The organism is Arthrobacter ginsengisoli, assembly GCF_031456935.1.
Taxonomy (GTDB): Bacteria; Actinomycetota; Actinomycetes; order Actinomycetales; family Micrococcaceae; genus Arthrobacter; species Arthrobacter ginsengisoli.
Genome location: NZ_JAVDVQ010000005.1, coordinates 97,528 through 122,597 on the forward strand (window position 1 = coordinate 97,528; position 25,070 = coordinate 122,597).

Consider the following 25,070-nt stretch of genomic DNA (forward strand, 5'->3'; position numbering starts at 1 on the left):
CTACCCTCGAAAGCATGCCGGTATGGTCCAGGACGTCCGGCGCGGGCACAGAAAACGTGAGCAGAGTAAACGCGAGCACAGAAAAGAAGGCAGCAGTGTCAGTTGGTCAAGGCCACCCCGAGGGCTCCGAGGAGCTCAGGAAATGGCTGTCGGGGCTCAAACCCGTCACCGGAGCAGATACCATGCTGCGCTTCACCAAGACGCCCGAGGGCTCAATCGACCTGACCCATGCCCATCCCTCCGGTCTGGCCCAGTTGATGGCCGGCCGGCGCACCAGGCTCTCCACCTTGATCCGTGACCACCAGCAGTACGTCGTCGCGGCGCGGGCCTCGCGCAACCTGCGGTCCAAGATCTTCGAGCTCACCAACGACCGCGGCATCGATGCCGGATACTTCTCGGCCGGTACGGTCATCTGGACGTCCGCCGTCGGAGGCAAACCGCAGCGCATCTCGGCCCCGGTCATGCTGACCGCCATCTCGCTCACGGTCCGCCCCGGCGAGGACGACTACGAACTGCAGCTGACCGAACAGGCCAAGATCAACCCCACCCTGGTCCGGCACCTGAAGACCATCCACGGGATCGTCTTCGATGTCAGTGCCGTCACCCGGATGGCCTACAGCACCGCCAGGTTTGATCCGCAGCCGGTCCTCGACCGGCTCGGCACGCTCATCCAGCCGATCCACGGCGCCGAGATCGAGCACAACCTCCTCGTCTCCACCTTCGCCGACCTCTCCGGAAGCCTCGAGGACCCGTGGATCAATGAGGGCCATCCCCTCGTGGCGGCGCTGGCGCGTGCCGCCGACGGCGGGGCGCCGGAGGTTCCGGAGCTCACCGCCGGGCGCTTCCCGAGCACCGACGACCGGGATCCCGCCGACGAGCTGCTGCTGCTCGACGCCGACACCGACCAGCAGTACGTCGTCGACGCCGTCCGCGCCGGGGACTCGCTCGTGGTCAGCAGCCCGCCGGGCACCGGCCAGACCCAGACCGCCATCAACACCATCGGCGCCCTGGTCGACCAGGGCAAGACTGTCCTGGTTGTGGGGGACCGGCGTGCCAGCCTGGGCGAGATCTCCGCGGAGCTGGACACCCTCGGTCTGGACTCCACCCTCTTCCAGCTGGCGGGCAACGTCACGCCGCTGCAGCTCAAGGGCCAGCTGGTCCGGGCCATCGTGCGCAACGAGAAATCCCTCGAACCCCAGCTCAGCAACCTGCACACCACACTGATCGAGCACCGCCACGCCCTGCGGGACCACGTCGCCTCGCTGCACAACATCCGCCAACGCTGGGGCTGCTCGCCGTACCAGGCGATGCAGTCGCTGGCCGAGCTGACCTCCATCCAGCCCGCACCGGCCACGACCGTCCGGCTTAAGCGCAGTGTGCTGGACAGCATCCGGGACCGCGAGGAACTGGCCGAACGGCTGCGCCGGGCGGCCGAACTGGGAAGCTTCAGCCGGGCCTCGACGACAAGCCCCTGGCACGGCGCCCGCCTGCTGACCCGCAAGGAAACCCAGGAAGCCCAGCAGGTCGCCCGCTCCGTGGCCGGGAAGCTGCCGAAATTGCGGGAACGGATGAACGGCGTCGCGGAACACGCCGAGATCCGCCTGGGCCGCACGTTTGCCGAGTGGGGCGACCAGATTGAACTGCTGGTCGCGGTGCGCGAAAGCCTCGACAAATTCACCCCGGACATCTTCGACCGCCCGGTCCACGACCTAATTTCCGCCACCGCAGCCTCCTCCTGGCGGCGCGAACGGAGCATCGAGATGCCGTCCATGCAGCGCTCCCGGCTGCGCCGCGTCGCGAAGGAATACGTCCGCCCGGGCGTCCACATCGCCGACCTGCACAGCTCCCTGGTCCTGGTCCAGGAGCAGCGGTCCGCGTGGTCCGACTACGCCACGACCCAGCGCCACCCGGCGGTCCCGTCCGGCATCGGGGAGATCATTGCGCTGTACCGCGAGCTGGAAGCTGAGCTGGCCGAGCTGGGCCAGGCCGTCCGGCATACCGCGGCAGGCGGCGAGCTGCACCGCACGCCGTATGAAGAACTCATGGAACGGCTGGAACGGCTGGTCGCCGACACCGGGACGCTCGAGACCCTGCCGGAGCGGACGCTCCTGGTGGAGAACATGCGCGAGCACGGCCTCGGCGAACTCCTCGCCGACCTTGCCGAGCGCGAGGTGCCCGCCGGATCGGTGGCGGCGGAGCTGGAGCTCGCCTGGTGGCAGTCGGCACTGGAAGCCATGATCAGCGGGGACGATTACCTGGCCATGTCCGACGGCGACGCCCTGCGCCAGCTCGAAGCCGAATACCGTCTCGCGGACAACGCCCACATCGCCAGCGGTGCGGCCCGGCTGCGCTGGACACTGGCACAGCGCTGGCGGGCGGCGATCGCGGAACACCCCCGCCAGGCCGAACTGCTGCGCAGCCTGCTCAAGGACGGGCGGGTCACACTTTCGGCCCTGACCGGCCAGGCCGCGGAACTACTGCCGATGCTGGTGCCGGTGTGGTCGGTCAGCCCGTATCTCCTGACGGCGGTTTTGCCGGCGGAGCAGCGGTTCGACGCCGTGGTCATCCTCGATGCCGAGGCGACGTCGCTGCAGGCTGTCCTGCCGGCCATCGCCCGCGCCAATCAGGTCATAGCCTTTGGCGACGACCGGATCGCCAGCCCGCGGACGTTCACTGTCAGTGTCGAGCGGCTTGCCGCCGGCGAGAGCTCCCACCAGGGTGTGGAGAGCGCCTACCGGGCACTGGCCACCGTGCTGCCCGCCTGGCACCTGCGGACCATCTACCGCGCCGTTGATGAAGACCTCGTGCGGCAGCTGAGCAAGGCCTTCTACGACGGCGGACTGCGCCGCCTGCCGGAAGGCCAGTCCGCCACCGGGCTGGACCGGGCCCTGACCGTGGAGTACCTGCCCGACGGCACCGGGCTGCCCAGCGCGGATCAGGACGGCGTCGAATCCGTGGTCGCCGAAGTGAACCGGGCGGTGGAGCTTGTCTTCGAGCACGCCCGGCTGCGGCCGCGCACATCGCTGGCAGTCGTCACGGGCAGCCTCCGGCACGCCGCCCGGATCGGCGAGTCCATCCGGCTCCAGCTGCCCAATTATCCGCTGCTTGCCAGCTTCTTCACCGCCGGGGACGAATCCTTCCGGGTGGTGGACCTGGACCGCGCCCAGGGATTGGTCCGCGACCATGTGATCTTCTCGCCGGGCTACGGCCGCACTCCGCACGGACGCGCGCTGCACAACCTGGGCCCGCTGTCCGCGGAGGGCGGCCGGGCCAAGTTCGCCCTCGCCATGACCAGGGCACGCCGTTCCCTGCATGTGCTGAGCTGCTTCCGTCCCGAGGACCTCGACGTGACCCGGCTGAGCCACGGCGCAGTCGATTTCCACGAGCTGCTGGACCGTGAAATCGCGGGCAACTCCGATCTGGGCAGCCCGGCATCGCGGGCCGCTGCCAGCGAACAGGCCCTTGGCGCGGACCCGCTCGTGGCCGACCTCGGCGACCGGTTGCGGGCCCGGGGTGCCCGCGTCTGGCACCAGTACGACGGCGCCCTGAACATGGTGGCCGCCGCCGACCCGCTGAGCACCCTCGGGCAGGACGACGCCGAGATTCCCCGGCCCGTGGCGATCGAGTCCGACGGCACCGAGCAATACCGCCGCCTGACGGTCCGTGAACGCAGCAGGCTCCGCCCGCAGCTCCTGGAGCGACTCGGATGGCGCTACATGCCACTATGGACCATAGAGGTTTTCACGGATCCTTCGGCCTGCGCCGACCGCATCGGTGGATACCTGGGCCTGGAAAGGCCGGCCGCGACGCACCGGAAGCCGTCACCGGGTTTCTTCGACGACGACGTCGAAAACCTGGCCGTCAACGCAGCGCAGGCCTCGGAAGGGCGCGCCCCGTACGGAAGTCCGGACAGCGCGCAACAGCACACAACAGATCAGGGCAGTAAGGAGGCCGGCCGCATGAACGTGAACGGCGACACCCGGAACAACGGCGAAGTACAGAACCACGACGAAGTACATACCAACGACGCGTCGCAGGCCAAGGGCGAATCGCAGCAAGGCGACCAGAACGGTGTACCGCGGACGGCAACACCGGCGGCGGTCCCGGCCGGCGTCCTGCCGAACAAGGCCGCTGAAGACGATCCGCGGCGCTGGGGCGACGAGCCCGGCGGCTACGACCACGACTCGTGGCTCCAGGAGCAGAAGCCCCCGCACTGGGGCTAGGAATCTTCTGGGCTAGGAACCTTCTGACCGTGCACCGGACCGGGCTGGCCTCCGGGGCGGGCCCCGGCGGCTCCCAGCCCGGGGGTAACGGGGCGGACCGCCTAACCTGGGGCGGCCCCCACGAGAACGAAGAACAGCTTTCCCTGGGTGGACGCACCGGCGAGACGACGCGCCTGTTCGGCATCGGCAGCCACCACCAGGAGCCCATCGGTTTCTCCGGTCGCCAGCCAGGGCCCGGCCCCGCCGCCGTGACCTGAGGTCCACAGCACCGGCACCGCGGCGGCCAGCACCTGGGACGCCGCCGGCTGGTCAAAGTCGTTGCCGTTGGTCATCACCACGTTGACCAGCTGCCCGGGGGAGAGCAGCTGGATTGAGGCGGGATCTGCCATCCGGAGCGGCACGGCGGCCGATCCCTGTGGGCTTCCCGCCAGCAGCCCGGGCCCCAGTAGCTGGGAGTCCGAAAGCAGCTGGCCCTTGCGGAGCGCCACCGCCAACTGTTTTCCCGACAGGGAATAAGTGCTGCCATAGCTGCCCCCGGGGACAAGTCCGCGGGGGACGCTCAGCACGGTCAGATCGTCGGGCGCGAGTGTCTTCCCGGCAGGAAGGTCCCGTGCCGCGGCGGACGCAGGGACCGTGTCAGCCGGGGCGGGGGTCAGCTCCTGCACCGTGAGGCCGGCGGCGATGCTCAGCAGTAATGCGACCGCCAGCCGCCGGTGGCGGTTCAGCCACCGAACCAGCTGTCTTCGGGGACGCTGGCCGGGGGGTCGTGGCCCCGGCGGAGGGCTTTCGGAGTTCGGCCGGGGTGGGCGGCGCCGTGCGGAACGGCCGATTCCGCGAACCGGTGAAGGGCGCGAAGCGCCACCGAAAAAGACACCGAAGACTGCCGCAGTGATGAGGCTCAGCGAGGGCCGGGGAGCTGGGATTGTGGCCATGATCCGAGGCTACGCGGGCGTACGGAGGCCGGCGGGCGCAGTCGCGGCTATGTGGAAAACTGCCGCGGCCGCAAGGAACCGAAGTGGGAACCGGAAGGCGCTCGGCTGGCAGCCTCAGCCCCGAAGGACCCTCAGCTGGCGGAAGCGGTGGCGGGTGCGGGAGTTGCTGCCGGGGCGGGAGCGGGGGCCGGCGAGACTGTGCTGCCCTTGGCGTCGCGGGAGTCGGTCCGGTAAAAGCCGGAACCCTTGAAGACAACACCGACGCTGTTGAACTTCTTGCGAAGGTTGCCCTGGCACTCGGGGCAGGCCGTGAGGGAGCTGTCGGTGAACGACTGCACGATCTCGAAGGCGTGGCTGCAGTCCTTGCAGGCGTATGCATAGGTGGGCACTGGAAATCCTCCTCTGGGACAAACGAGCAGGTCCCGTGCTGTCCGGACGGGATCTCTGCCGATCTGGCGATCGGCGAGGTCCGTCCCTTAGCAGTCGCAGGGCCTGAGTGCTAATTCTATCACCTCGGCCGGGCGCCCCAGGAGCCCTACGGCTGCAGCCGCAGCAAACCGCCCGGAGTCAGGGCAGCCGCTACTTTCCGGTCAAAGGACTCTGCCGGGATGCTGCCGGAGGGCAGCACCTCGGCGTCGTACACGACGGCGGCGGTCGGCAGGGACGGAAGCGACCCGCCGTCGGACTCCTGGGTCCCGGCGGGGATGACATCGGTCAAGGCGGCCAGGAACTTGTCGTAATAGCCGCCGCCCTGCCCGACCCGGTTGCCCGAAAAGTCGACGGCGGTGGCCGGCAGGAAGATGCCGGCGGCGTGCTTCATGACGATTGTGTCGTGGCGTTCCCCGACGGGCTCCTGGATCGGCGCGTAGCGGCTCCGGACGAATTCGGAGGCCGGAGTCCAGTACACCCAGCTCAGCGCCAGGGCGGGTTCGCAGACCGGAAGCAGGATCCGGTGCCCCGCCCCGTGCAAGGCTGCCAGCAGGGGGAGGGTGGGAGGCTCTGAACCGACGCCAAGATAGGCCGCGAAGGTGCCTGGTGCCCCTTTGGTCAGGTCAGAAGCCCAGGCGAGGCCGTGCAGGGCAATGCCGGCACCCGCGCTCTCCAGCCCGGCCCGCGTCAGCGCGGCACGCCTGGCCCGATGACTGGCCCGGATCTCGTCCTTCGAAGCCATACTGCCCCTTCGTGTGATGCGGCCCGGGAAGCGGCGATTCCCGGCGGCCCGAATGATTACGCAATGTTTGGTCCCTCCGTTAGATTAGTCGAGTGACTACACCCAACGCTCCCGTCCGTAAGGCCGTCATTCCCGCAGCTGGCCTCGGAACCAGGTTCCTCCCGGCCACGAAGGCCATGCCCAAGGAAATGCTGCCCGTAGTGGATAAACCCGCCATCCAGTATGTCGTGGAGGAAGCCGTCAAAGTCGGGCTGAACGACATCCTGATGATCACCGGGCGCAGCAAGCGCGCGCTGGAGGACCACTTCGACCGCGTCCCCACGCTGGAAGCCACCCTGGAGGCGAAGGGCGACACCGCCAAGCTGGAGTCCATCCAGGCTGCCAGCAATCTTGGTGATATCCACTACGTGCGCCAGGGCGATCCGATGGGCCTGGGCCACGCCGTCCTCCGCGCGAAGCAGCACGTGGGTTATGAACCGTTCGCGGTCCTGCTGGGCGATGACCTGATCGACGCCCGCGACGAATTGCTGAGCACGATGATCGAGGTCCAGGCGAAGACCGGGGGATCGGTGATTGCCCTCATTGAGGTCGAGCCCTCCGAGATCAGTGCTTACGGCTGCGCCGACATCGAGACGATCGGCAGCGAAGAGTACGTCCGGATCAAGCACCTGGTCGAGAAACCCGACGTCAAAGATGCCCCGTCCAACCTCGCCATCATCGGCCGTTACGTCCTTCACCCGGCGGTCTTCGACGTGCTGGAACGCACCGAGCCCGGACGCGGCGGCGAAATCCAGCTCACCGACGCGCTTCAGGAGCTTGCCGCCGGCGTAGGTGAAGGCTATGGCGTATACGGCGTCGTGTTCCGCGGGCGCCGCTACGATACCGGCGACAAGCTCAGCTACCTCAAGGCCTGCGTCCAGCTTGCCTGCGACAGCGACGACCTGGGTCCCGGCCTGCGGGAGTGGCTGCCGGGCTTCGCTGCGAGCCTTGCTCCCAGCCTGACCAAGTAGCTCCGGCGGTGGGCGGCTTCAGCTGGCCGGTCACGCTGGAAAGCGGCGACCTCGTGTTGCGCCCGATCCGGTACCGGGACCGCAAGGAGTGGACAGAAGTCCGCTCCCGCAACAGTGAGTGGCTGGCCCCCTGGGAGGCGTCCAACCCGCTGCCCGGGGGCGGATTGCCTGACTACCGCCAGATGGTGCGCTCGCTCAAGGCCCAGGCCGCTCAGGCAACAGCCCTGCCGTTTGTAATCACCGCGCGGACGCCGGGAGTCCGGGAACCTGTGATCGTGGGACAACTGACGGTGTCCTCAATCGTGTGGGGCTCGGCGATGATGGCCACCCTGGGCTATTGGGTGGATAAGGACCGGGCGGGCCAGGGCATTGCCCCGACTGCCGTGGCGCTGGTGACGGACTATTGCTTCCAGAGGCTCGGGCTGCACCGGATGGAGATCAACATCCGGCCCGAGAACGGTCCCAGCCTGCGGGTGGTCGAGAAGCTCGGCTTCCGCGACGAAGGCTACCGGCCGCGGTTTCTCCATATCAACGGCGAATGGGCCGATCACAGGAGCTTCGCGCTGACCTCGGAAGAAGTGCCCGAAGGGCTGCTGGAACGCTGGCTGCAGAACCGCCCGGCGTGAGCGCGAGTCCGGTCCTGACCAGCACTTTCGTTGTGAATCCAGGCAATTAATAGTTCGCCCCGCGACACACCGGGGGCAATGCGGCTCCGTGCCGCGCATTGCTCATACGGTTTTGATGTGGACTTCCCTCTTAGCAGCTCTGTGATCCTTGTCATTGCTGTTGCGCTCTGGATTGTGTGGGTTGCCCCCTACATACTCCGGAACGGACGCCACCAGCTGCAGCCTGCGGGCGAGCTTGTGGCGGACGTCATCGATCTAGAAACAGCAGCCCCGCAAGCCGGGAACGTCATGAAGATGACGGCCCAGCAGGAGAAACCCATGACCACTACGCAGCGCCCCCAGTCCGTCCCGGGAACCAGCGTGCTCGACGGCGGCCCCAGGACCGCCGCTCCCGGCCCGGCCTTCAGGATCCGCTACGGCCGGTTGGCGCTCGCGCTGGCCGGTCTGCTGTCGCTGCTTACCGGTGTTGTGTCGGCAGCCCTGCGAATCTTTGGCCTCGGTCCGGTATGGCTGCCCGCTGTCGCCTTGCTCGGCGCAGTGGCTGCCGTCTTCACGCTTCGCAGGCTCGCGGTCCGGGACCGCCGCCGCCGAATGAACGCCGCGTTCCGCTCGGCCATGAGCGCGCCGGCCCGCCCGGCCCGGTCCGCCCCGGAGCGCGCGCCGCTGTGGGAGCCGTCCGTGGAGCCCCGCGAGCGGGCTGAAAGTCCGCTCTTTGACGCCCAGGCCGACGCCGCAGACCGCAGACCGGCACCCAAGCCCCTGACGGCCCAGGAACTGCGCCAGGCGGCCCTCGCGGAAGCCGTGGCCTCGGGCGACACTTCCGTCCGCAGGCCCCAGGAGTCTCCGGGCGCTGAGGGATCCAGCTGGGAGCCGGTGGAAGTCCCCAAGCCCACCTACGTGGAAGCGCCGAAGGCGGAGCGGGCCGCCCCTGAGCCGCTCGACCTGCCGGAAGCCCCGAAGGCCGTCGGAAGGCCGTCGCTCAAGCAGGGTCTCCCGCAGACGCCGGCCGGCAGCCTCGGCGGGGAGACCGAACCGAAACCCCTGGGCAAGGCGCAGAGTGCCCTGAGCAACCTGGACGACGTCCTGCAGCGACGCCGGGCCTAAGTATTCCTTCAAGCCCCGGGCAGCCAGTAATGGCGGCCCGGGGTTTTTCGCTCCCGGAAGATCCCATAACCTGCAGTTCGCGGTGGGGATTCAGGCGCGGGCGGGTAGCCTCAGGGCATGACACGAATTTGCGTTGCCGGGGGAACCGGCCAGGTGGGCCGTGAAGTGGTGAGGCTGGCGGTCAAGGAAGGTCACAGTGTTGCTGTTCTCTGCCGGAATCCGCCGTCGCCGGGATCCCCGGCCCGGACCGCAGGGGCGGAGTACTTCGCCGCCGACGTCACGACCGGCGAGGGGCTGGCAGCGGCCGTGGCCGGGGCCGCCGTCGTGATCGACTGCCTGGAGGGTCGCTCCGGGAAGGCGCTGAAGAACTTCGCCGACGGCGGCGCGCGGCTGCTCGCCGCCGCCCAGGACGCCGGCGCTGCCCGGGCACTGGTGCTGTCCATCGTCAATTGTGACCGGAGCAGCTTCGGCTACTACGCCTCGAAGGCAGCCAAGGAACAGGTCTACGAGCTGTCCGGATTTGAGACGGCCGCGGTCCGGGCGACGCAGTTTCATTCGCTGCTCGCATCGATCTTCGCCGCGGGCTCCAGGCTGCGGATCATCCCGGTGGTCAAGGGTGCCCGGTTCCAGCCGATTGCGCCGGCCTACGTCGCGGCGGCCCTGCTCGAGGCCGCCCTTGAACCGTCAGCGGGCGTGCGCCACAGCATCAGGACCATAGGCGGCCCCGAGATCCAGGAGATGGAGGAGTTCGCCCGGCAGTGGAAGACGGCCACCGGGTCCCGCGGTCGGCTTGTACGGCTCCCGCTGCCCGGCGCGATGGGCAAATTCCTGCGCGCGGGGCTGAATCTGGTTCCGCAGGAACGCCACGCCGGTGAGACTTTTAGCCGCTGGCTGGCAATGAGCGCGGATAGTTTGTAGCCTAGGGACACCGGCAACGCCGTTCCTTCGGGACCGGCGTTGCTTCGGGGCTATAGCTCAGTTGGTAGAGCGCTTCGTTCGCATCGAAGAGGTCAGGAGTTCGAATCTCCTTAGCTCCACCATTTGCGGGGAATCCGTGCACAGTGAGGATCCCTTCGGTGGCGGAGAGATCCGGAGCCCGGCCGCGGTGATACCGCCTCTGGTGCTGCATGGTCGCACCGAACCGGCGATGCCGCCGAAAGATGCGGCCGAAGACCCCGCGTCCCTGTCCGGTCCTGCGGCGGCATCGTAGCCTCGGGGTACGAACAGCTTGGGGGAGCAGATGACCAGGAACTCCACAACCCGGTCCAGCCGGAGGCGGTGGACCGCAGCGATCTTCATCATCGCGGGCGCCCTGGTCGGCATACCCGCCGTGGCAGCCGGGAACAACATGTTCAGCCAGGCCGTTGGCCGGGTCACTGTGGTCACGGACGCCGATGGCAGGGAGCGCACCGTGTACTGGCACGACTATCCTGGCATCGCCGACGTTGATCCCCAGAAAATTCTGCAAGGACCCACACCCGAGGAGGGCCTTGCCGCCGGGCAGGACATGATCGCGGAGGTCAGGGCTGCCCTTACGGCGCAGCTTCAGCTGGAATGGGCACCCACACCGGACGGGCAGGAAGTTTTCGACCCGTTTGTCCATCAGATCCAGAATTACTTCGGAGGTGAATCGCTTCTGACTGCCATGAACGCGCTTCCCTCACAAAGCACCAGCGTGCCCCGGGCCTGGGCGGACAAGCAGCGCACGTTGGCAATCATCGGGACGGTCATCGCCAGGCACGGGTACTCGGCGCCCGTCATCGACACCTTCGACCAATGGACTGATGAGCAGCGCACGAGTGACCTTGGCGGGAAAACGCCCGAGACACAGGTGATCGTATCCGGGATGGCGCAGGGACCTGCCGGTCAGTGGCTGTCTTTCACCTTCCAAGACCTCGCCAAGGACGCCACGGGGCGCCTTGAGGAACGCCTCACCCGTCCCACCGAATCGGGCTGGCAACTGGACACGCTTAGGCTCAGCTATGGCGCGAACGGGCTGCTGCCGGACGCATACCGGGAGGAGTTCAAGGAGCGGCTGGAACCCTTCGCCGGCCAGACGCCTCCGGCGCCCCTGGCAACCTAGGAAGCAGGCGTGCGCCTGCCGGGCCCTCCGCAGCCGGTGACCTGCCGGCGGATTGCCTCGGCGGCGCGGCCCGATATCCTGTCCAGTGAGACGAGGAGAATCATGACCACCCTGAAAGAACGCCTGCACGCCGACGTCGTCAGCCACATGAAGGACCGCAACAAGGTCGCACTCACCACGGTGCGCAACGTCCTGGGCGAAATCGAAACCCGCGAGAAGTCCGGCAAGACGCCAATTGTGCTGGACGACGCCCAGGTGACCTCACTGCTGCAAAAGGAAGCCGCCAAGCGCCGCGACACCGCCCGCATCTACACCGAGGCGGGGGAGTCCGAGCGGGCGGCGGCGGAAATCGCTGAGGCCGAAATCATCGAGGCTTACCTGCCGAAGGCACTGACCACCGCCGAGGTGGAGGCGATCGTCGACGAGGTGATCGCTGGCCTCACTGCCGGTGGCACCGAGCTGACCATCCGCCAGCTGGGCGCCGTGATGAAGCCGGTGACCGCCAAAGTCGCCGGACGCTTCGACGGCAAGGCCGTCAGCGAGATCGTGCGGAGCCGCATCCCGCAGTGATGGAGCATGTCCGGCCCCGGCATCCGCGGCCGTCGCGGATGGCTGCCGGCCTCGCCTGTATCCTGAGAAGGTACGTCACGTGGCAGCATCCGCCCTGAGCAAGCGCGGTTCGTGACCGGACGACTGTCCGACAGCCTGGACCGGATCCGGGCGCCGCCGAATCCCGCCGCAACCTTCAGTCTCCGCCCTCGGACGCTGGGATTGGAACTCTTATCGCCACCGCCGTGCCCGGCCGCCCCCAGGAAATCCCGACGCCGACCGGCAAGCCCCCGCGGACAGCCGCGGCGGATGAGCCCGGCGTCGTGACGTGGGCCGAGGGCGGGCAGAGCAAATCGGCGCGATGGCGATCGGCGAACGGCAGACCCGCACCGGCGCGCGTGGAAGTGGTCACGGACTCGCTGACAGCCGATGAGGCGAACCGGATGGCGTCCCAGGGCATCGCGATGCTCTGGCATGGCGACTTCCACAACGCCCGGCAGATCCTCAACGCCATGGACCGGCGACTGGGCAGCGGAAAGAAAAAGGCCGCCGACAGCCCAGCCGATGAGTTCTACCGGCATCGCCAGTCCCGCTCGCACCGTGCACGCATTCTCGGTCTGCTCCTGATTCCATTGAATCCGGGCCCGGTGGTGCCCCTGCGGCGCTCCCCGGACATCCAGGTGGCCGCCGGGGAGGCGTACGGGGACATCGGCGAACCGTCGGTGGTGTCCCTGCATGAGCTGGTCGGGGCCATCGGTGCCCACGAGTGGCGGCGGAACGGCGTCTACGTGCCTGCCCTCCAGGGCCGCATCCATCCGCACTACGGCACCTTCTTCCCGACCCGCGGCGAGTACGTTGACCTGCTGGCCGACGCGCCGCTGCCGTCGGATGTGCTGGCGTTCGACGTCGGAACAGGCACGGGCGTGCTCGCTGCCGTCCTCGCCCGCCGCGGAATCCAGCGCGTGGTGGCGACGGACAACGAACCCCGCGCGATTGCCTGCGCCCGCGAGAACTTCCGGAATCTTGGGCTCCAGGACCGTGCGGAGGCCGTCCTGACCGACATGTTCCCGCCCGGCCGCGCACCGCTCATCGTGTGTAACCCGCCCTGGATTCCGGCCACGCCGCATTCCTCCCTGGACAATGCGGTCTACGACCCCGGCAGCAGGATGCTGTTCCGTTTCCTCAACGAGGTCTCCGACCATCTGGAGCCGGGCGGTGAGGCCTGGCTCATCCTCTCGGACCTGGCCGAGCACCTGGGTCTGCGGACCCGTGACGAGCTGCTGGGCGCCTTCGAGGCGGCAGGGCTGACGGTGCTGGAACGGTTCGACACCAAGCCAACCCACCCTAAGGCATCCGACCGCACCGATCCGCTGTTTGAGGCCCGTGCGGCCGAGGTCACCTCGCTGTGGCGGCTCGCGGCCCGCTAGTCCCGCGCCCCGCCACACGCGCCAACGCCGTTCCGAACCCTACATCGAGAGTGAAATACCCATGAGCCTGATCCGGCTGCAAGACGTCAGCGTGCGCTTCGACAACACCCAGATTCTCCGGGAGGCCTTCTTCCGCCTTGAGGCCGGCGACCGGGTGGGCCTGATCGGCAAGAATGGCTCCGGCAAGACCACCATCCTCAAACTGGCCCTGGACCAGGTGGCACCGGACACCGGAACGGTCACGCTGGAACTCGGGACCAAAGTGGGCTACTTCTCCCAGTTCTCCGAGCTCAACGGGGAAGCCACGATTCTTGAAGTGCTGGACGCGCTGTTTTCCGAGATCAAGGCGATCGAGGCCGAACTGGCCGGCATCGACGCATCCATCGCGGCTGATCCGGAGGCCGACCTCGACCGACTGATCGGCCGCCAGGCGGAGCTGTTCGAGGACATGGACCGGCTCGACGGCTGGGACTACCCGCGGCGCATCGACACCGTCCTCACCACCCTGGGCTTCGACGGGGCCCACCGCAACTGCGCGATCGACGAGCTCTCCGGTGGCTGGCGCAACCGCGCCGCCCTGGCCAAGATCCTGCTCGAAGGCCCCGACGTGCTGCTGCTGGACGAGCCGACCAACTTCCTGGACGTGGCCGGCGTCGAATGGCTTGAAAGCTGGTTCCGGGACTTCAAGGGTGCCGCAATCATCGTCTCGCACGACCGAAAATTCCTGGACGCCGTCGTCACCCGGATCATCGAAGTTGAAAACTTCCACCTGCACGAATACCCGGGCAACTTCGCCGAGTACGTGGTCCAGAAACAGTTCCGCCTCAAGACGCTTGAGCAGCAGTTTGTGCACGAATCCGAGCTCCTGGCCTTTGAAGCCGAGGGGATCGCCGACCGCCGCGAGGCGGCCAAGGCGGCCAGCCGCGGGCTGGGCAACGAGCTGGCCAAGATCAAGAAGTCCCGCACGCCACGGCCCGTCGACCAGATCGTCACCGAGATCTACGGCGGCCTGCACGTCAAGGACGTCCTCTGCCGGGTCGAGGGACTGGGCAAGTCCTACGGCGAGAAGCTGCTGTTTGACGACCTGTCCTTCGAGATCCGCCGGGGCAACCGGATCGTGGTCCTCGGCTCCAACGGCAGCGGCAAGTCCACCCTGCTGAAGGTGCTGACCGGCGAAGAGCGAGCCGATTCCGGTGACGTGGCCTGGGCCAAGGGACCCGGCTTTGTCTCCTACAACCAGATGCTAGAGGACCTCGACGACGCCGACACGGTATCCCACGCGGTCAACGCCCTACCCGACAGCCTGGCGTTCAGCGCCACCAAGAAATCCGTCAACCGCTTCCTCGCGATGTTCCAGTTCTCCGAGGCGGACCTCAAACAGAAGATCGGGAACCTCTCCGGCGGGCAAAAGGCGCGCGTCGCCATGGCTCAGTGCCTCCTCTCCGGCGCCTCGGTGCTGCTGCTGGACGAGCCGACCAACCACCTGGACATGTCCAGCACGCAGGTCATGGAACGCGCGCTGGTGCACTTCCCCGGAGCCGTCGTGGTGGTCAGCCACGACCGGTTCTTCAGCGAAAAGATCGCCAACCGCCACCTGGTGTTCGGCGTCGAGGGCGCGGCTCCGGGCGAAATCGCCGTCCGCGTGGCCTAGCGGCTTTAAGCCCCAGGCCGGCGGCGGTGAACGGTAACCGGTACCGTCAGACCGCCGCCGCCGCGGGATAATAGAAGCATGACCGAACAGGATCAAGACCGCGACCCGTGGGAAGAATTCGACAGGCTCAAGCCTGCCGGACCCGACCGCGTGGCCGGCTTCCCCGGGGGCGAACCCGCGGGCTTCGGGTTCCGTACGGGGGTCCGCAGTGCGAAGGTGGCCATCGGCTTCGCCGTGTACGCGCTGACCCTGGGAACCGTCCTGGTCGTGATCGGTGCCGTTGTCTTCATTGGCGAAAAGCAGTGGCTGTTGCTGGGACTCATGGTGCTGATTGAGGCGGTATTTGTCCTGGCCTTCAGCCGGCTGGTCGCACTGGCACGGCAGCGCCGCTGACTGTCCTTTTCCGCCGACCCTTTCCGCCACGGCGTTGGTCGCGCCGGCTACAGCCAGCCCTTCTTCTTGAAGATGCCGTACATCAGCGCGGCAGTGGCGGCCATCAGCCCGATAGCCATGGGGTAGCCGAAGCTCCATTGCAGCTCGGGCATCCGGTCAAAATTCATGCCGTAGACGCCGGCGACAAAGGACGGCGCAAAGAAAATGGCCGCCCAGGATGAGATCTTCTTGACCTGCTCATTCTGCTTGGCACTGGCCTCGTTCTGGCGGTTGGCCGTCAGTGTGCCGTCGAGGGTAAGGGCGTTCTGCAGGAGGTCCCGGAAGGAATCCGCGCGGGAGATCAGCCGCTCCACATGGTCTTCGACGTCGCGGAGGTTGTGCTGGAGTTCGGGTTTCACCTCATACTTTTCGAAGCCGCGCCGGAGCAGCTGGACCATGGCAGGGAGCGGATGGATGGCGCGCTGGAACTGGATGACTTCGCGGGCCAGTTCGTAGATCCGCCGGGAGACCGTGGAGTCACCGCTGAACAGTTGGTCCTCGATCTCGTCGATGTCGTTCTCCAGCCCCGCGACGACGGGTTGGTAGTCGTCCACCACCTGGTCCATCAGGGCGTAGAGCACGGCCTCCGGCCCGTGGCACAGGAGGTCGGGGTGCCGCTCCATTTTTCGACGCACCTGCGCCACGCCGCCGGTTTCGGCGTGCCGGACGGTGACCACGAAGTTCCTGCCGGTGAACACGTGCAGTTCGCCGAATTCCACGGTTTCGGTCGCGTCCAGGTACCGCGCGGGCCGCAGCACCGTGAAGAGGACGTCGTCGTAGCGTTCGAGTTTGGGGCGCTGGTGGGCCGAAATGGCGTCTTCCACGGCCAGGCTGTGCAGCCCGAACTCCGCCGCGACCGCGGCCATTTCGTCCTCTGTCGGCCGGTAGAGGCCGATCCACGCCATCCCGCCGTACTGGCTCAGGGTCTCAAAGGTCTGCTCGAGGTTCTGCGGCTCGGCGCTGCGGACGCCGTCGACGTAGACGGCGTTATCGATGATAGTCACGGGCTCATTATCCAGTCTTCCCCGGCCGGGTCCGTGCAGCCGGCCGGCGGCTGGGCTGCGCAGCCGGCGGGACGGACCGGGGGATCACCTCGGCCGTGCGGGGGCCAAGGAGCTGCCCTGGGCCAGCCGGCTGATCAGCGGTTCGGTGCGGTACTGGATATGCGTGTGCAGGGCCAGGACGGTCTCCGTCCGGATGACGCCCCTGATCCGGAGAATGGAGCGCAGGGCGGCCTGCAGGTTGTGTGTGTCCGTGGCCACCACGCGGCACCACACATCGCCGCGGCCGGAGATCTCATGGACTTCCAGGACCTGTGCGATCAGGCGCAGGGCGCCCACCACCCCGTCGAGTTCCCGGTGGTTGACCTCGATCGTGACGAAGGCGACGACGTCGTAACCGACCGCTTCGAGGTCGATTTCACGGCCGCCGTCGTGCAGCAACCCGGAACGCTGCATGCGCCGCACCCGGGACTGCGCGGTGTTGCGGGCGATGCCCAAGGCCTCGCTGAGTTCGCCAATCTGGATCCGCGGATCCCGGATCAGTTCCAGCAGAATCTTCAGGTCGGTGGGGTCAAGACTGTTCAAATCGTCACTCCGGTTCATTCAGGCGGCGGCTGATTGACTGTTTTGATCAATTTTGGCATGGAATTTGGCCGCTGAGAGCAGCAATCCCGCATTCTTGACCTATCAAATCTTCGCGGGCTGGCGGTTCCCCCATCACAGGGAACACGCGGCCCGCTTCCACGCAAGGGCACGGACATGACTGTCTTCAGCGAACTTCGCATGCGCCCGGCCACGGCAGACGGCTGGGGCTGGGATGCTTCCATCACCGCACGGCTGGTGATGGCCGGCGTCGTGATCTTCACGCTGCTGGTCGGCGCGAATCTCGCCACGCCGCTCTACCCGCTGCTGCAGGCCAAACTCGGCATTACCGCGCTCGATGTGACGGTGGCTTTCTCCATGTACGTCCTGGCGCTGGTGGCGACCCTGGTCCTGGCCGGCCACTGGTCCGACCACATTGGGCGCCGGGCCGCCCTGGTGCTCGCCGTGCTGGTCGGGCTTGCCGGCGGCTCCGTCTTTGCCACGGCGGACAGCCTGTTCACGCTGTGTGCCGGCCGGGCCCTGCAGGGCATTGCGGTGGCCTTCGCCACGGGCGCCAGTTCGGCGGCGCTGCGCGAGTTGCTGCCCAGCCGTCCCGAGTGGGCCTCGCGGTTCACCCTGCTGGCGTCCGCCGGCGGGGTGGCGGCCGGTCCGGCGATCGGGGGAGTGCTCTCACTGCTGCCGGGGCCCACATCCACGCCGTATTACCTGCATTCCCTGGCCCTGGCCGCGCTGCTGGTCCCGCTGTACCTGCTCAAGGCCCGCCCGGCCATCACCTCGGTCTCGGGTCCGCAGCCGCTGAGCGTGCTGGCGCCGCGCCGGCCCTCCGTGTCCCGGGAGGCGCGCGGCGCGTTCTGGCTGGCGTCCGCGGTGGGGTTCCTCAGCTTCACCGTGTTCGGGTTTTGCCTTTCGCTGGCGCCGGGCTATTTCGCGCAGATCGTCCACGCCGATTCGCGTCCGCTGATCGGACTGCTGGCGGGACTGACTCTCGGGTCCTCCGCACTCAGCCAGCTGGTCGCCGTGCGGGGACGCTTCGTCGTGCCGATCGGACTGGGCATGCTGGCCGTGTCGGTGCTGCTGATCGCGGCGGCTGCCGCCTGGAGCAGCCCGTGGCTGCTGATCCTCGCGAGCATAACCGCCGGATTTGGACAGGGTGTGTCCTTCCGGACCGTCTTCAACGACGTGGCCGGCAAGGTCGAGGCCGCCCGGCACGCGCAGATCATCAGCACCGTCTACGTCATCACGTATCTCGGCAGCGCCTTTCCCGTGATCGGGCTGGGGCTCGCCGCCGGGGTGGTCGGCCTGCAGCCGGCAGTCGCCGGCTTCGTCGTGCTGTGTTCGATGGCGGCGGGCACCCTTGCCGTCATCACGCTGCGCGGGGCGCTGCGCCGTCGGGCCTAGTCCGGCAGCGGGCCCTGGTTGCCCTGGATGTGGTCGAACACGAGGGTCGTTTCGGTATGGCCCACGACCGGATCGGTGGCCAGATTGTCCAGCACCCAGTCGCGGAGGTCCTCGGTGGTGGCGACAGCGATGTGCAGCAGATAGTCCACGGAGCCCGACGTGTGGAAGGTCGAGAGCACGGCCGGGAGCTTCGGGACCCGGGACGTAAAGCGGTCGATCTGCTCGCGGTCGTGGGCGCGGAGCCTCACCGCGATGAGGGCCTGCACGGAGCGGCCGATCGCGGACAGACTCAATTTCGCTTCAAAACCCTGGATGATCCCGCGCTCCGACAGTGCCCGGGTGCGCATCAGGGCGGTGGACGGCGCGATGCCGACCAGCTCGGCCAGCTGCTTGTTGGAGATCCGGGCGTCGGCGACGAGTGCCGCGAGCAGGCGCTCGTCGATCGCGTCCAGCGGCTCGCCGGCCCCTCCCGGCCGAAGATTCTTCGCACTGCTACTCACGGTTCCTCCTTGAAGTGTTGTCAGTTCATCATAAACGGCGCATACCGGCACTTCCATTCGTGGGCCCTACAAAACCCCGAATTATTGCCAGATACTTGCGGAATTCAACGGTGAATATTCATAAGGAGCAAAGTGCTTTCTCAAGACTCGCTGGCGGTCCACGCCGGCCGCAACGGCCTCACTGAACTGGGCGTCCACGCCGTACCGATCGATCTGTCCACCACCGCGCCGCTTCCCTCCGTGCACGACGGCGGTCTCGCTTATGAGCACATGGCCACAGGCGGGACCCACCGGGAAGGCCAGAGCACCGTCTACCAGCGGCTCTGGAATCCCACCGTGGCACGGTTCGAGGAGGGCGTTGCCGTGCTCGAAGACACCACGGAGGCTGTAGCGTTCGCCACCGGCATGGCGGCGCTCAGCGCCGTGCTGCTCGCCGTCGTCGCCACCGGCAAGAAACACGTGGTCGCGGTGCGGCCGCTGTACGGCGGAAGCGACTACCTGCTGGCCTCGGGCGTGCTCGGCAACGACGTCACGTTCACGACCCCGGCGGGCGTGCACGCCGCGCTCCGCCCCGATACCGGCCTGGTGATCCTGGAGACGCCGGCCAACCCGAGCCTGGAGCTCGTCGATATCGCCGGCGTTGCCGCGGCCGCAGACGGTGTCCCATTGCTGGTGGACAACACCTTCGCCAGCCCGGTCCTCCAGCGCCCTTTCCGGCACGGTGCCGCGATGGTGCTGCACAGCGCCACCAAGTTCCTCGGCGGACACGGCGATGCCATGGGCGGCGTGGTGGCCGCGGCTCCCGAATGGACCACCAGGCTGCGCCAGATCCGGGCCGTCACCGGCGGCATCCTCACGCCCTGGCCAGCCTATCTGCTGCACCGCGGCCTGGCCACACTGCCGGTCCGGGTGCGCGCGCAGCAGGCCAGCGCGCAGAAGGTCGCCGTCGCCCTGGCCGGGCACGGTCTCGTCCTGCGCGTCTACTACCCGGGGCTGCCCGAGTGCGATCCGCAGAGGCTGATCGGGACGCAAATGTCCGGTCCCGGCTCGCTCCTCGCCTTCGAGGTGGGCAGTGCCGAGCACGCCGAACGGATCCCCGCCGCCGTCGGCATGATCACGCACGCGGTCTCACTCGGCGGCATCGACACCCTGATCCAGCACCCGGCGGGGCTGACCCACCGGCCGGTTGCCGCCGATGCCAGGCCGCATGCCAGCCTGCTGCGGGTGTCGGTGGGCCTGGAAGACCCGTCCGACATCGTGGCCGACCTCGTGCAGGCCATCGAAGCTACGCGCTGACGCCCGTTGCCGGAGCCCCGGCCGCCGGGGCGGGCCGGGCAGGATGCACGACGGCGGTGATCACCGCCGTCGTGCAGGCCAGCCCGATCACGGCCAGCGCCAGCGCGGTCCAGCCCAGCCACTGGAAAACCAGCCCTCCGGCCCAGCCGATGACGCTGGAGCCGAGGTAATAAGCGAGGTTGTAGAGCGACGCGGCCTGTGCCCGGCCGGTCGCCGCGATCACACCGGTCCAGCCGGCGCCGATGCTGTGCGCCGCGAAAAATCCGCCGGTGAACAGCAGCAGGCCCGCCATGATAAGCGGCAGCAGTGCCGTCAGCGTCAGGGACAGGCCCGCTACCATCAGCACCGTCCCCGCGATCAGCACTGTGCGCCGCCCGAACCGCTCCGTCAGCCCACCGGCCCAGCGGGAGGTCACCGTTCCGGAGAGGTAGGCCAGGAAGATCAGGCTGATGACGGTGGCCGGCAGGCTGAACGGTTCCCCGGAGAGCCGGAAGCCAAGGTAGTTGTAGACCGCCACGAAACCGCCCATCAGCAGGAACGCCTGGACATACAGGGCGAGCAGCCGTGGATTCCGGCCGTGGCCCGCCAGCGTCCGGAGCGCCCCGCGGAAGCCGCCGGCTGGCGCGGCCGTGAAGCCCCGGGCCCGCGGGATCAGGACCAAAAACAGGCCCGCGGCCACGGCAGCCAGGATCGAGACTGAGAGGGCCGCCGCCCGCCACCCCCACAGTTCGCCGACGAAGCCGGCCAGCAGCCGGCCGGCCAGCCCGCCCAGGGTGGTGCCGGCGACGTAGGTTCCGGCCGCCAGCGCTGCGTGGGCCCTGTTGACCTCCTCGTTGAGGTAGGCGATGGCGATGGCGGGGATGCCGCCCAGTGCCATGCCCTCGAGCATCCGCAGGCCGAGCAGCATCGGGAAGCTGGAGGCCAGCGGGACCAGAAGCCCCAGCACCGTGGCGGCCGAGATGCCCCACGTCATCGCCCGTACCCTGCCGATGCGGTCGGCCAGGAAGGACCACGGCAGCACCGTCAGGGCCAGCCCCACGGTGGCCAGCGAGATGGTGAGTGCTGCGTCGGCGGCCGTGACCTGCAGCTCCGCGGCCATCATCGGCAGTACCGCCTGGGTGGAGTACAGCTGGGCGAAGGTGGCGACGCCGGCGAACGCCAGCCCCGCGAGAATCTTCTGGTAGGCCGCGGACCCCTTCGGATGCCCCGGCCAGGCAGCTGCAACGACGCCGGGCTCCGCCCCGGGCGCGGGGGCCGAAGGGACCTTTCCGGCGGAATCAGGGCGGCGGAGCAGCGGAAGTCGTGGCATCCTTCCAGAGTAGGCTCCAGTCAAGGCATGCTTCCAATGCATGATTCACATAGAATCCATAGCGAATATGGAACGATTTGGACGGTGGACCATGGACGTGGAGCACAAACAGCTGGTCCAACTGCTGCCGCTGCTGCCCCTGCTGGCCGAGCTCGGGCGGACGCAGCACATCACCGCGGCCGCCGAGGTGCTGGGGCTGCCGCAGTCGACGGTCAGCCGGGGCATCGCCCGGGCCAGCAGCATCATCGGGACGGAACTGCTGATCCGCGACGGACGAGGCGTGCGGCTGACCCCCGCCGCCAAGGCGCTGCTGCCACACATCGAGACTGCGCTTGGCGAGTTCCAGACCGGGCTGGACCTGGTCCGGCACGAATCAGAGGTGGTGCGGGGCCGGATCGCGGTGTCCTTCCAGCACACCTTCGGCGAGGAGATGCTGCCGCTGCTGATCAGCGCCTTCCGCAGCCGGCATCCCCAGCCGGCCTTCGACCTCAGCCAGGGCGCCCGGGACGGCTGCCTGGCCGAGCTGGCCGCCGGCGACGCGGACCTGGCACTGACCGCGCCCATCGCGGCGCCGACCCGGCTGATCTCCTCGGCAGCCCTCTACCGGGAACCGCTGCGGCTGGTCGTCCACCACCGGCATCCCCTGGCCGGCCGCCGCCGGGCACACCTGGCGGACATCCGGCGGGACCCGTTCGTTGCGATGGGCCCCGGCTACGGCTTGCGCTCGTTGACGGACGCACTGTTCCGCGAGGCTGGCTTTCGCCCGCGCATCGCTTTCGAGAGCCAGGACTCCCACACCGCCAGAGGCCTCGTCTCGGCTGGACTGGGAGTGAGCATCCTCCCGCCCGGCGGGCTGGCCCCCGGCCGCCACACCCCGGCGCAGCCCGGAGACCTCGGCTGGGTGGAGCTCGCCCTGGATTCAGGCCTTGCCTTCCGGGAGATCGGCCTGGCGTGGCGGGAACGGCGTGGGGGAGCGGACGCCGAGCCGGACCCGGTGCGGCTGTTCCGGGAGCTGGTGCTCAGCGAGGGCCCGGCACTCCTGGCCGGCTTCGTCCGCGGCCGCTCCGGCAGCTGACTTCGGCGATGTGCCGGAGCGACCAGGCGATGTGGCGGTCAGCCCAGCAGCTCCGCCATGACCTCCGCCACGGAACCGGTCCGCGCCCGCTGCCAGCCCGTGCCGGCCCAGAGGTTCAGCCGCTCCGGATCCCCGGCGGCGGCCGCGGCCGCGCGCAGCGGGGCAGTGAGATGGTGCACGGCAGGGTAGGCCTCCGGCGCATCGGGGTGGTCCCGGACAAACTCGTTGACCAGCGCACGGGCCGGACGTCCGGTGAAAGCCCTCGTCAGTACGGTCTCCGTGAAGTGCGGGCTGGCGAGGGCGTCCTTGTACAGCTGCCGGGCGCCACTTTCGTCCGTGCGGAGGAACGCCGTGCCCAGCTGTGCCGCCTGTGCCCCCGCGGCCAGCACCTCGTCCAGCCCGGACCGGTCCATCACCCCGCCGGCGGCAAGCAGCGGGAGCCCGACGGCGGACCGCACCCGGGCGAGCAGCTCCGCCGTCGTGCCCGGCCCGCTGTCAACGTGGCTGCCTTCCCGCGAGGCGTGCACGGTCCGCGCCTGGAAGGCGGCACTGTGGCCACCGGCGCTCGCATGTTGCACCACCAGCGCATCCGCGCCCTGCCCGGCCGCCTCAAGCGCCTCGGCGACTGTGGTGACAGTGACCAGCACCGCCGAACCCGCCTGCTGGAACGCACGCACCACATCGGCGCCGGGCAGCCCAAAAGTGAAACTGACCAGTTCCACCGGATCAGCCAAGAGCGCCTCGACCTTGCCCTGCCAGTGGTCGTCGTCGTCGAGCCGCAGCGGCGGGACCTCCACGCCGTACCGCAACGCATCCGCTGCCAGCCGGCCCCGGTACTCCTCAAGCTGGGCCCGCACGGCCTTGGAGGGTGGCAGCTGGGCAGCATCAGAGACGAAGAGATTCATGCCGAATCGTGCCCCGGAGGCCCGTGCGGCGCCGATCTCTGCCCGCATGGCGTCCACGCTTTTATATCCCGCGGCGAGGAAGCCCAGGCCGCCGGCCTGATGCACTGCCGTCACGAAGCCAGGCGTGGACGTCCCGCCGGCCATGGGGGCGGCAATGATGCGGGTGCCAAAGAGGGCGTGCGGCATGGGTCACTCCTGGAGACGGATTCAGTAGTCTGTTCTGGTGACCCATTCTGACATCCCGCCGGCGGCGGACTCCGGCCCCTCGTCCACCACCGCTGCCGGTGCGGTGATCGGCCTCGACATCGGCGGGACCAAGACCCGGGGAGTCCGCTTCGAGGACGGCCGGGCCGTGGCCGATGAGTCCGTCGGCAGCTCGAACGTGCAGAACGTCAGCCGGGAGGAAGCGGCCCTGCACCTCGCGGAGCTCTTCGCACGGATCGGCGGCGGAACGGTCGCCCAGGTCTACGCGGGAGCCGGCGGCATCGATACCGACGCCGACGCCGCGGCCCTCACCGCACTGATTGCCCCGCACGTCCCGGGCGCCAGGATTACCGTGGTCCACGATTCGCGGCTGCTGCTGGCGGCCGGAGGCGCGAGCACCGGCGTTGCCGTCATTGGCGGAACGGGCTCGGCCGCCTGGGGCCGGAACAGCCGCGGCGAGGAAGCCCGTGCCGGCGGCTGGGGATACCTGCTGGGCGACGAAGGCAGCGGATACTGGCTGGGCCGTGAGGCGGTCCGCCACAGCCTGCGCCGGATGAACCAGGGGCTGGCACCGGACGAGCTGACGACGGCGCTGCTGGCCTCGTGCGGTGTGGCTGACCCCAACAAGCTGATCGCGCTCTTCCATTCACCGGACACCGGGCGCCGTTACTGGGCTGAGCGGGCCCGGCTGGTGGTCGATGCTGCCGCCGCAGGCCACACCGCCAGCCGGGAACTCGTGGACCAGGCCGGACGTGATCTCGCGGCACTGGCACTCCAGACGGTCCGGCAGCTCGGCATCGACGGCCCGGTGATCCTGGGCAGCGGCCTCGGCATGAACGTTCCCCGCCTGCAGGAATCCTTCCGCTCAACCCTGGCCGCCGCGGGAATCACCGACGTCCGCGTCCTGGACCGGGACCCTGTCTTTGGCGTGCTCCAACTCGTGGCCGAGCAGGGCTGACTTGGCCCGCGGCGACTCCGCTGCCAGGCGCCACTACGCTGGAGGGATGAGCCTTAACTTCGACACCCGCCCCGCTGCCTACGCGGTCATCATCCGCGACGGCGCCATCCTGCTGGCGTACTGGAAGCAGGGCGGCAAGGAAGGGTGGACCCTGCCGGGCGGTGGGCTGGACCTGGGCGAGCACCCCGTGGACGGCTGCCGCCGGGAGATCCATGAGGAAACCGGGTACCACGCGGAGGTCGGCACGATGCTGGGGATCGACGTCGGGCACTGGCCCGCGGAGATCCGGATCGACGGCGGCGAACGCGACTTCCAGTCCCTGCGGCTCATCTACGAGGCGACCATCACCGGCGGGGAGCTGCGGCACGAGGTGAACGGCAGCACCACGCACGCGGCCTGGATTCCGCTGGGTGACGTCGCCGGGCTGAACAAAGTCTCCCTGGTCGACGCTGCGCTGCGGCTCTACCGCGAACGGCCGCTGGACGGCAGACTCGCCTGACGACTTTCCAACGGAATACTTCCCCGACGGTCCCTAGCCAGGGCCCGCAGGCCCGATCTATCCTAAAAAAGCCGCCGGGATGTCCCGGCCGGCCGGCACCCGGCCATAGCGGGT

Annotated in this window: 23 protein-coding genes and 1 tRNA gene; 16 read left to right on the forward strand and 8 right to left on the reverse strand. The window is 68.5% G+C overall.

What is annotated here, in order from left to right; translation table 11 throughout:
• Positions 1-95 precede the first annotated feature (95 nt).
• Positions 96-4,223, forward strand: coding sequence for an AAA family ATPase (locus J2X01_RS07710; RefSeq protein ID WP_310055195.1), 4,128 nt, complete (start codon positions 96-98; stop codon positions 4,221-4,223).
• Between the two features lie 101 nt (positions 4,224-4,324).
• On the opposite strand, the gene J2X01_RS07715 is transcribed toward J2X01_RS07710, so the two are convergent.
• From J2X01_RS07715 to J2X01_RS07725, 3 genes are all read right to left on the reverse strand, one after another.
• Positions 4,325-4,888: an RcpC/CpaB family pilus assembly protein gene (locus J2X01_RS07715; RefSeq protein ID WP_310055198.1), complete on the reverse strand. Its 564-nt coding sequence runs from the start codon at positions 4,886-4,888 to the stop codon at positions 4,325-4,327.
• Positions 4,889-5,286: 398 nt separating this feature from the next.
• Entirely contained in the window at positions 5,287-5,544 is a 258-nt protein-coding gene (locus J2X01_RS07720; RefSeq protein WP_310055201.1) for an FmdB family zinc ribbon protein, read from the reverse strand.
• A 146-nt stretch (positions 5,545-5,690) separates the two neighbouring features.
• Positions 5,691-6,326 carry a 5-formyltetrahydrofolate cyclo-ligase gene (locus J2X01_RS07725; RefSeq protein WP_310055204.1) on the reverse strand — a complete coding sequence of 212 codons (636 nt, stop codon included), beginning with the start codon at positions 6,324-6,326 and terminating at the stop codon, positions 5,691-5,693.
• A gap of 92 nt (positions 6,327-6,418) precedes the next feature.
• On the opposite strand from J2X01_RS07725, the gene galU reads away from it, so the two are divergent.
• The 10 genes from galU (at position 6,419) to J2X01_RS07775 (ending at position 15,169) form a co-directional block, all read left to right on the forward strand.
• Positions 6,419-7,336 (forward strand): UTP--glucose-1-phosphate uridylyltransferase GalU, encoded by a 918-nt coding sequence (gene galU, locus J2X01_RS07730; protein ID WP_310055206.1) that lies wholly within the window; start codon positions 6,419-6,421, stop codon positions 7,334-7,336.
• Between the two features lie 8 nt (positions 7,337-7,344).
• Complete coding sequence (locus tag J2X01_RS07735; protein ID WP_310055209.1) at positions 7,345-7,962, forward strand: GNAT family N-acetyltransferase; 618 nt, start codon at positions 7,345-7,347, stop codon at positions 7,960-7,962.
• A gap of 141 nt (positions 7,963-8,103) precedes the next feature.
• Entirely contained in the window at positions 8,104-9,066 is a 963-nt protein-coding gene (locus J2X01_RS07740; protein ID WP_310055212.1) for a hypothetical protein, read from the forward strand.
• A 117-nt stretch (positions 9,067-9,183) separates the two neighbouring features.
• Positions 9,184-9,984, forward strand: a complete 801-nt coding sequence (locus tag J2X01_RS07745; protein WP_310055214.1) for an SDR family oxidoreductase — start codon at positions 9,184-9,186, stop codon at positions 9,982-9,984.
• Between the two features lie 46 nt (positions 9,985-10,030).
• Positions 10,031-10,106, forward strand: a tRNA-Ala gene (locus J2X01_RS07750).
• 200 nt (positions 10,107-10,306) lie between these two features.
• Entirely contained in the window at positions 10,307-11,149 is an 843-nt protein-coding gene (locus tag J2X01_RS07755; protein WP_310055217.1) for a hypothetical protein, read from the forward strand.
• A gap of 102 nt (positions 11,150-11,251) precedes the next feature.
• Positions 11,252-11,719 (forward strand): GatB/YqeY domain-containing protein, encoded by a 468-nt coding sequence (locus J2X01_RS07760; RefSeq protein WP_310055219.1) that lies wholly within the window; start codon positions 11,252-11,254, stop codon positions 11,717-11,719.
• A gap of 302 nt (positions 11,720-12,021) precedes the next feature.
• Positions 12,022-13,125: a methyltransferase gene (locus J2X01_RS07765; protein WP_310055596.1), complete on the forward strand. Its 1,104-nt coding sequence runs from the start codon at positions 12,022-12,024 to the stop codon at positions 13,123-13,125.
• Between the two features lie 61 nt (positions 13,126-13,186).
• Positions 13,187-14,776 (forward strand): ABC-F family ATP-binding cassette domain-containing protein, encoded by a 1,590-nt coding sequence (locus tag J2X01_RS07770; protein ID WP_310055222.1) that lies wholly within the window; start codon positions 13,187-13,189, stop codon positions 14,774-14,776.
• Positions 14,777-14,854: 78 nt separating this feature from the next.
• A complete protein-coding gene (locus J2X01_RS07775) occupies positions 14,855-15,169 on the forward strand; it encodes a hypothetical protein (protein WP_310055225.1) in 315 nt (104 codons plus the stop codon).
• Positions 15,170-15,216: 47 nt separating this feature from the next.
• On the opposite strand, the gene corA is transcribed toward J2X01_RS07775, so the two are convergent.
• Both corA and J2X01_RS07785 read right to left on the reverse strand, forming a co-directional pair.
• On the reverse strand, positions 15,217-16,212 hold the full coding sequence (gene corA, locus J2X01_RS07780; protein ID WP_310055227.1) for a magnesium/cobalt transporter CorA: 996 nt from the start codon (positions 16,210-16,212) through the stop codon (positions 15,217-15,219).
• A gap of 84 nt (positions 16,213-16,296) precedes the next feature.
• Positions 16,297-16,794: an Lrp/AsnC family transcriptional regulator gene (locus J2X01_RS07785; RefSeq protein WP_310055230.1), complete on the reverse strand. Its 498-nt coding sequence runs from the start codon at positions 16,792-16,794 to the stop codon at positions 16,297-16,299.
• 174 nt (positions 16,795-16,968) lie between these two features.
• On the opposite strand from J2X01_RS07785, the gene J2X01_RS07790 reads away from it, so the two are divergent.
• Positions 16,969-18,210 (forward strand): MFS transporter, encoded by a 1,242-nt coding sequence (locus J2X01_RS07790; RefSeq protein WP_310055232.1) that lies wholly within the window; start codon positions 16,969-16,971, stop codon positions 18,208-18,210.
• On the opposite strand, the gene J2X01_RS07795 is transcribed toward J2X01_RS07790, so the two are convergent.
• Positions 18,207-18,710 carry an Lrp/AsnC family transcriptional regulator gene (locus J2X01_RS07795; protein ID WP_310055237.1) on the reverse strand — a complete coding sequence of 168 codons (504 nt, stop codon included), beginning with the start codon at positions 18,708-18,710 and terminating at the stop codon, positions 18,207-18,209. The genes J2X01_RS07790 and J2X01_RS07795 overlap by 4 nt on opposite strands.
• A gap of 132 nt (positions 18,711-18,842) precedes the next feature.
• On the opposite strand from J2X01_RS07795, the gene J2X01_RS07800 reads away from it, so the two are divergent.
• Entirely contained in the window at positions 18,843-20,006 is a 1,164-nt protein-coding gene (locus J2X01_RS07800; RefSeq protein WP_310055239.1) for a trans-sulfuration enzyme family protein, read from the forward strand.
• On the opposite strand, the gene J2X01_RS07805 is transcribed toward J2X01_RS07800, so the two are convergent.
• Positions 19,996-21,315, reverse strand: coding sequence for an MFS transporter (locus J2X01_RS07805; RefSeq protein WP_310055240.1), 1,320 nt, complete (start codon positions 21,313-21,315; stop codon positions 19,996-19,998). The two genes, J2X01_RS07800 and J2X01_RS07805, sit on opposite strands and share 11 nt — an antisense overlap.
• Positions 21,316-21,406: 91 nt before the next feature.
• Between J2X01_RS07805 and J2X01_RS07810 the strand changes: the two genes are divergently transcribed.
• Positions 21,407-22,390 carry a LysR family transcriptional regulator gene (locus J2X01_RS07810; protein ID WP_310055598.1) on the forward strand — a complete coding sequence of 328 codons (984 nt, stop codon included), beginning with the start codon at positions 21,407-21,409 and terminating at the stop codon, positions 22,388-22,390.
• Positions 22,391-22,428: 38 nt separating this feature from the next.
• Here the strand turns inward: J2X01_RS07810 and J2X01_RS07815 are convergent, their stop codons facing one another.
• Positions 22,429-23,481 carry a nitronate monooxygenase gene (locus tag J2X01_RS07815; RefSeq protein WP_310055243.1) on the reverse strand — a complete coding sequence of 351 codons (1,053 nt, stop codon included), beginning with the start codon at positions 23,479-23,481 and terminating at the stop codon, positions 22,429-22,431.
• 37 nt (positions 23,482-23,518) lie between these two features.
• Between J2X01_RS07815 and J2X01_RS07820 the strand changes: the two genes are divergently transcribed.
• Together J2X01_RS07820 and J2X01_RS07825 are read left to right on the forward strand one after the other, a co-directional pair.
• The gene (locus J2X01_RS07820) at positions 23,519-24,457 is read left to right on the forward strand and encodes an N-acetylglucosamine kinase (RefSeq protein WP_374724948.1); all 939 of its coding nucleotides are present in this window, start codon (positions 23,519-23,521) and stop codon (positions 24,455-24,457) included.
• A gap of 46 nt (positions 24,458-24,503) precedes the next feature.
• Positions 24,504-24,956, forward strand: coding sequence for an NUDIX hydrolase (locus J2X01_RS07825; protein ID WP_310055247.1), 453 nt, complete (start codon positions 24,504-24,506; stop codon positions 24,954-24,956).
• Positions 24,957-25,070 lie beyond the last annotated feature (114 nt).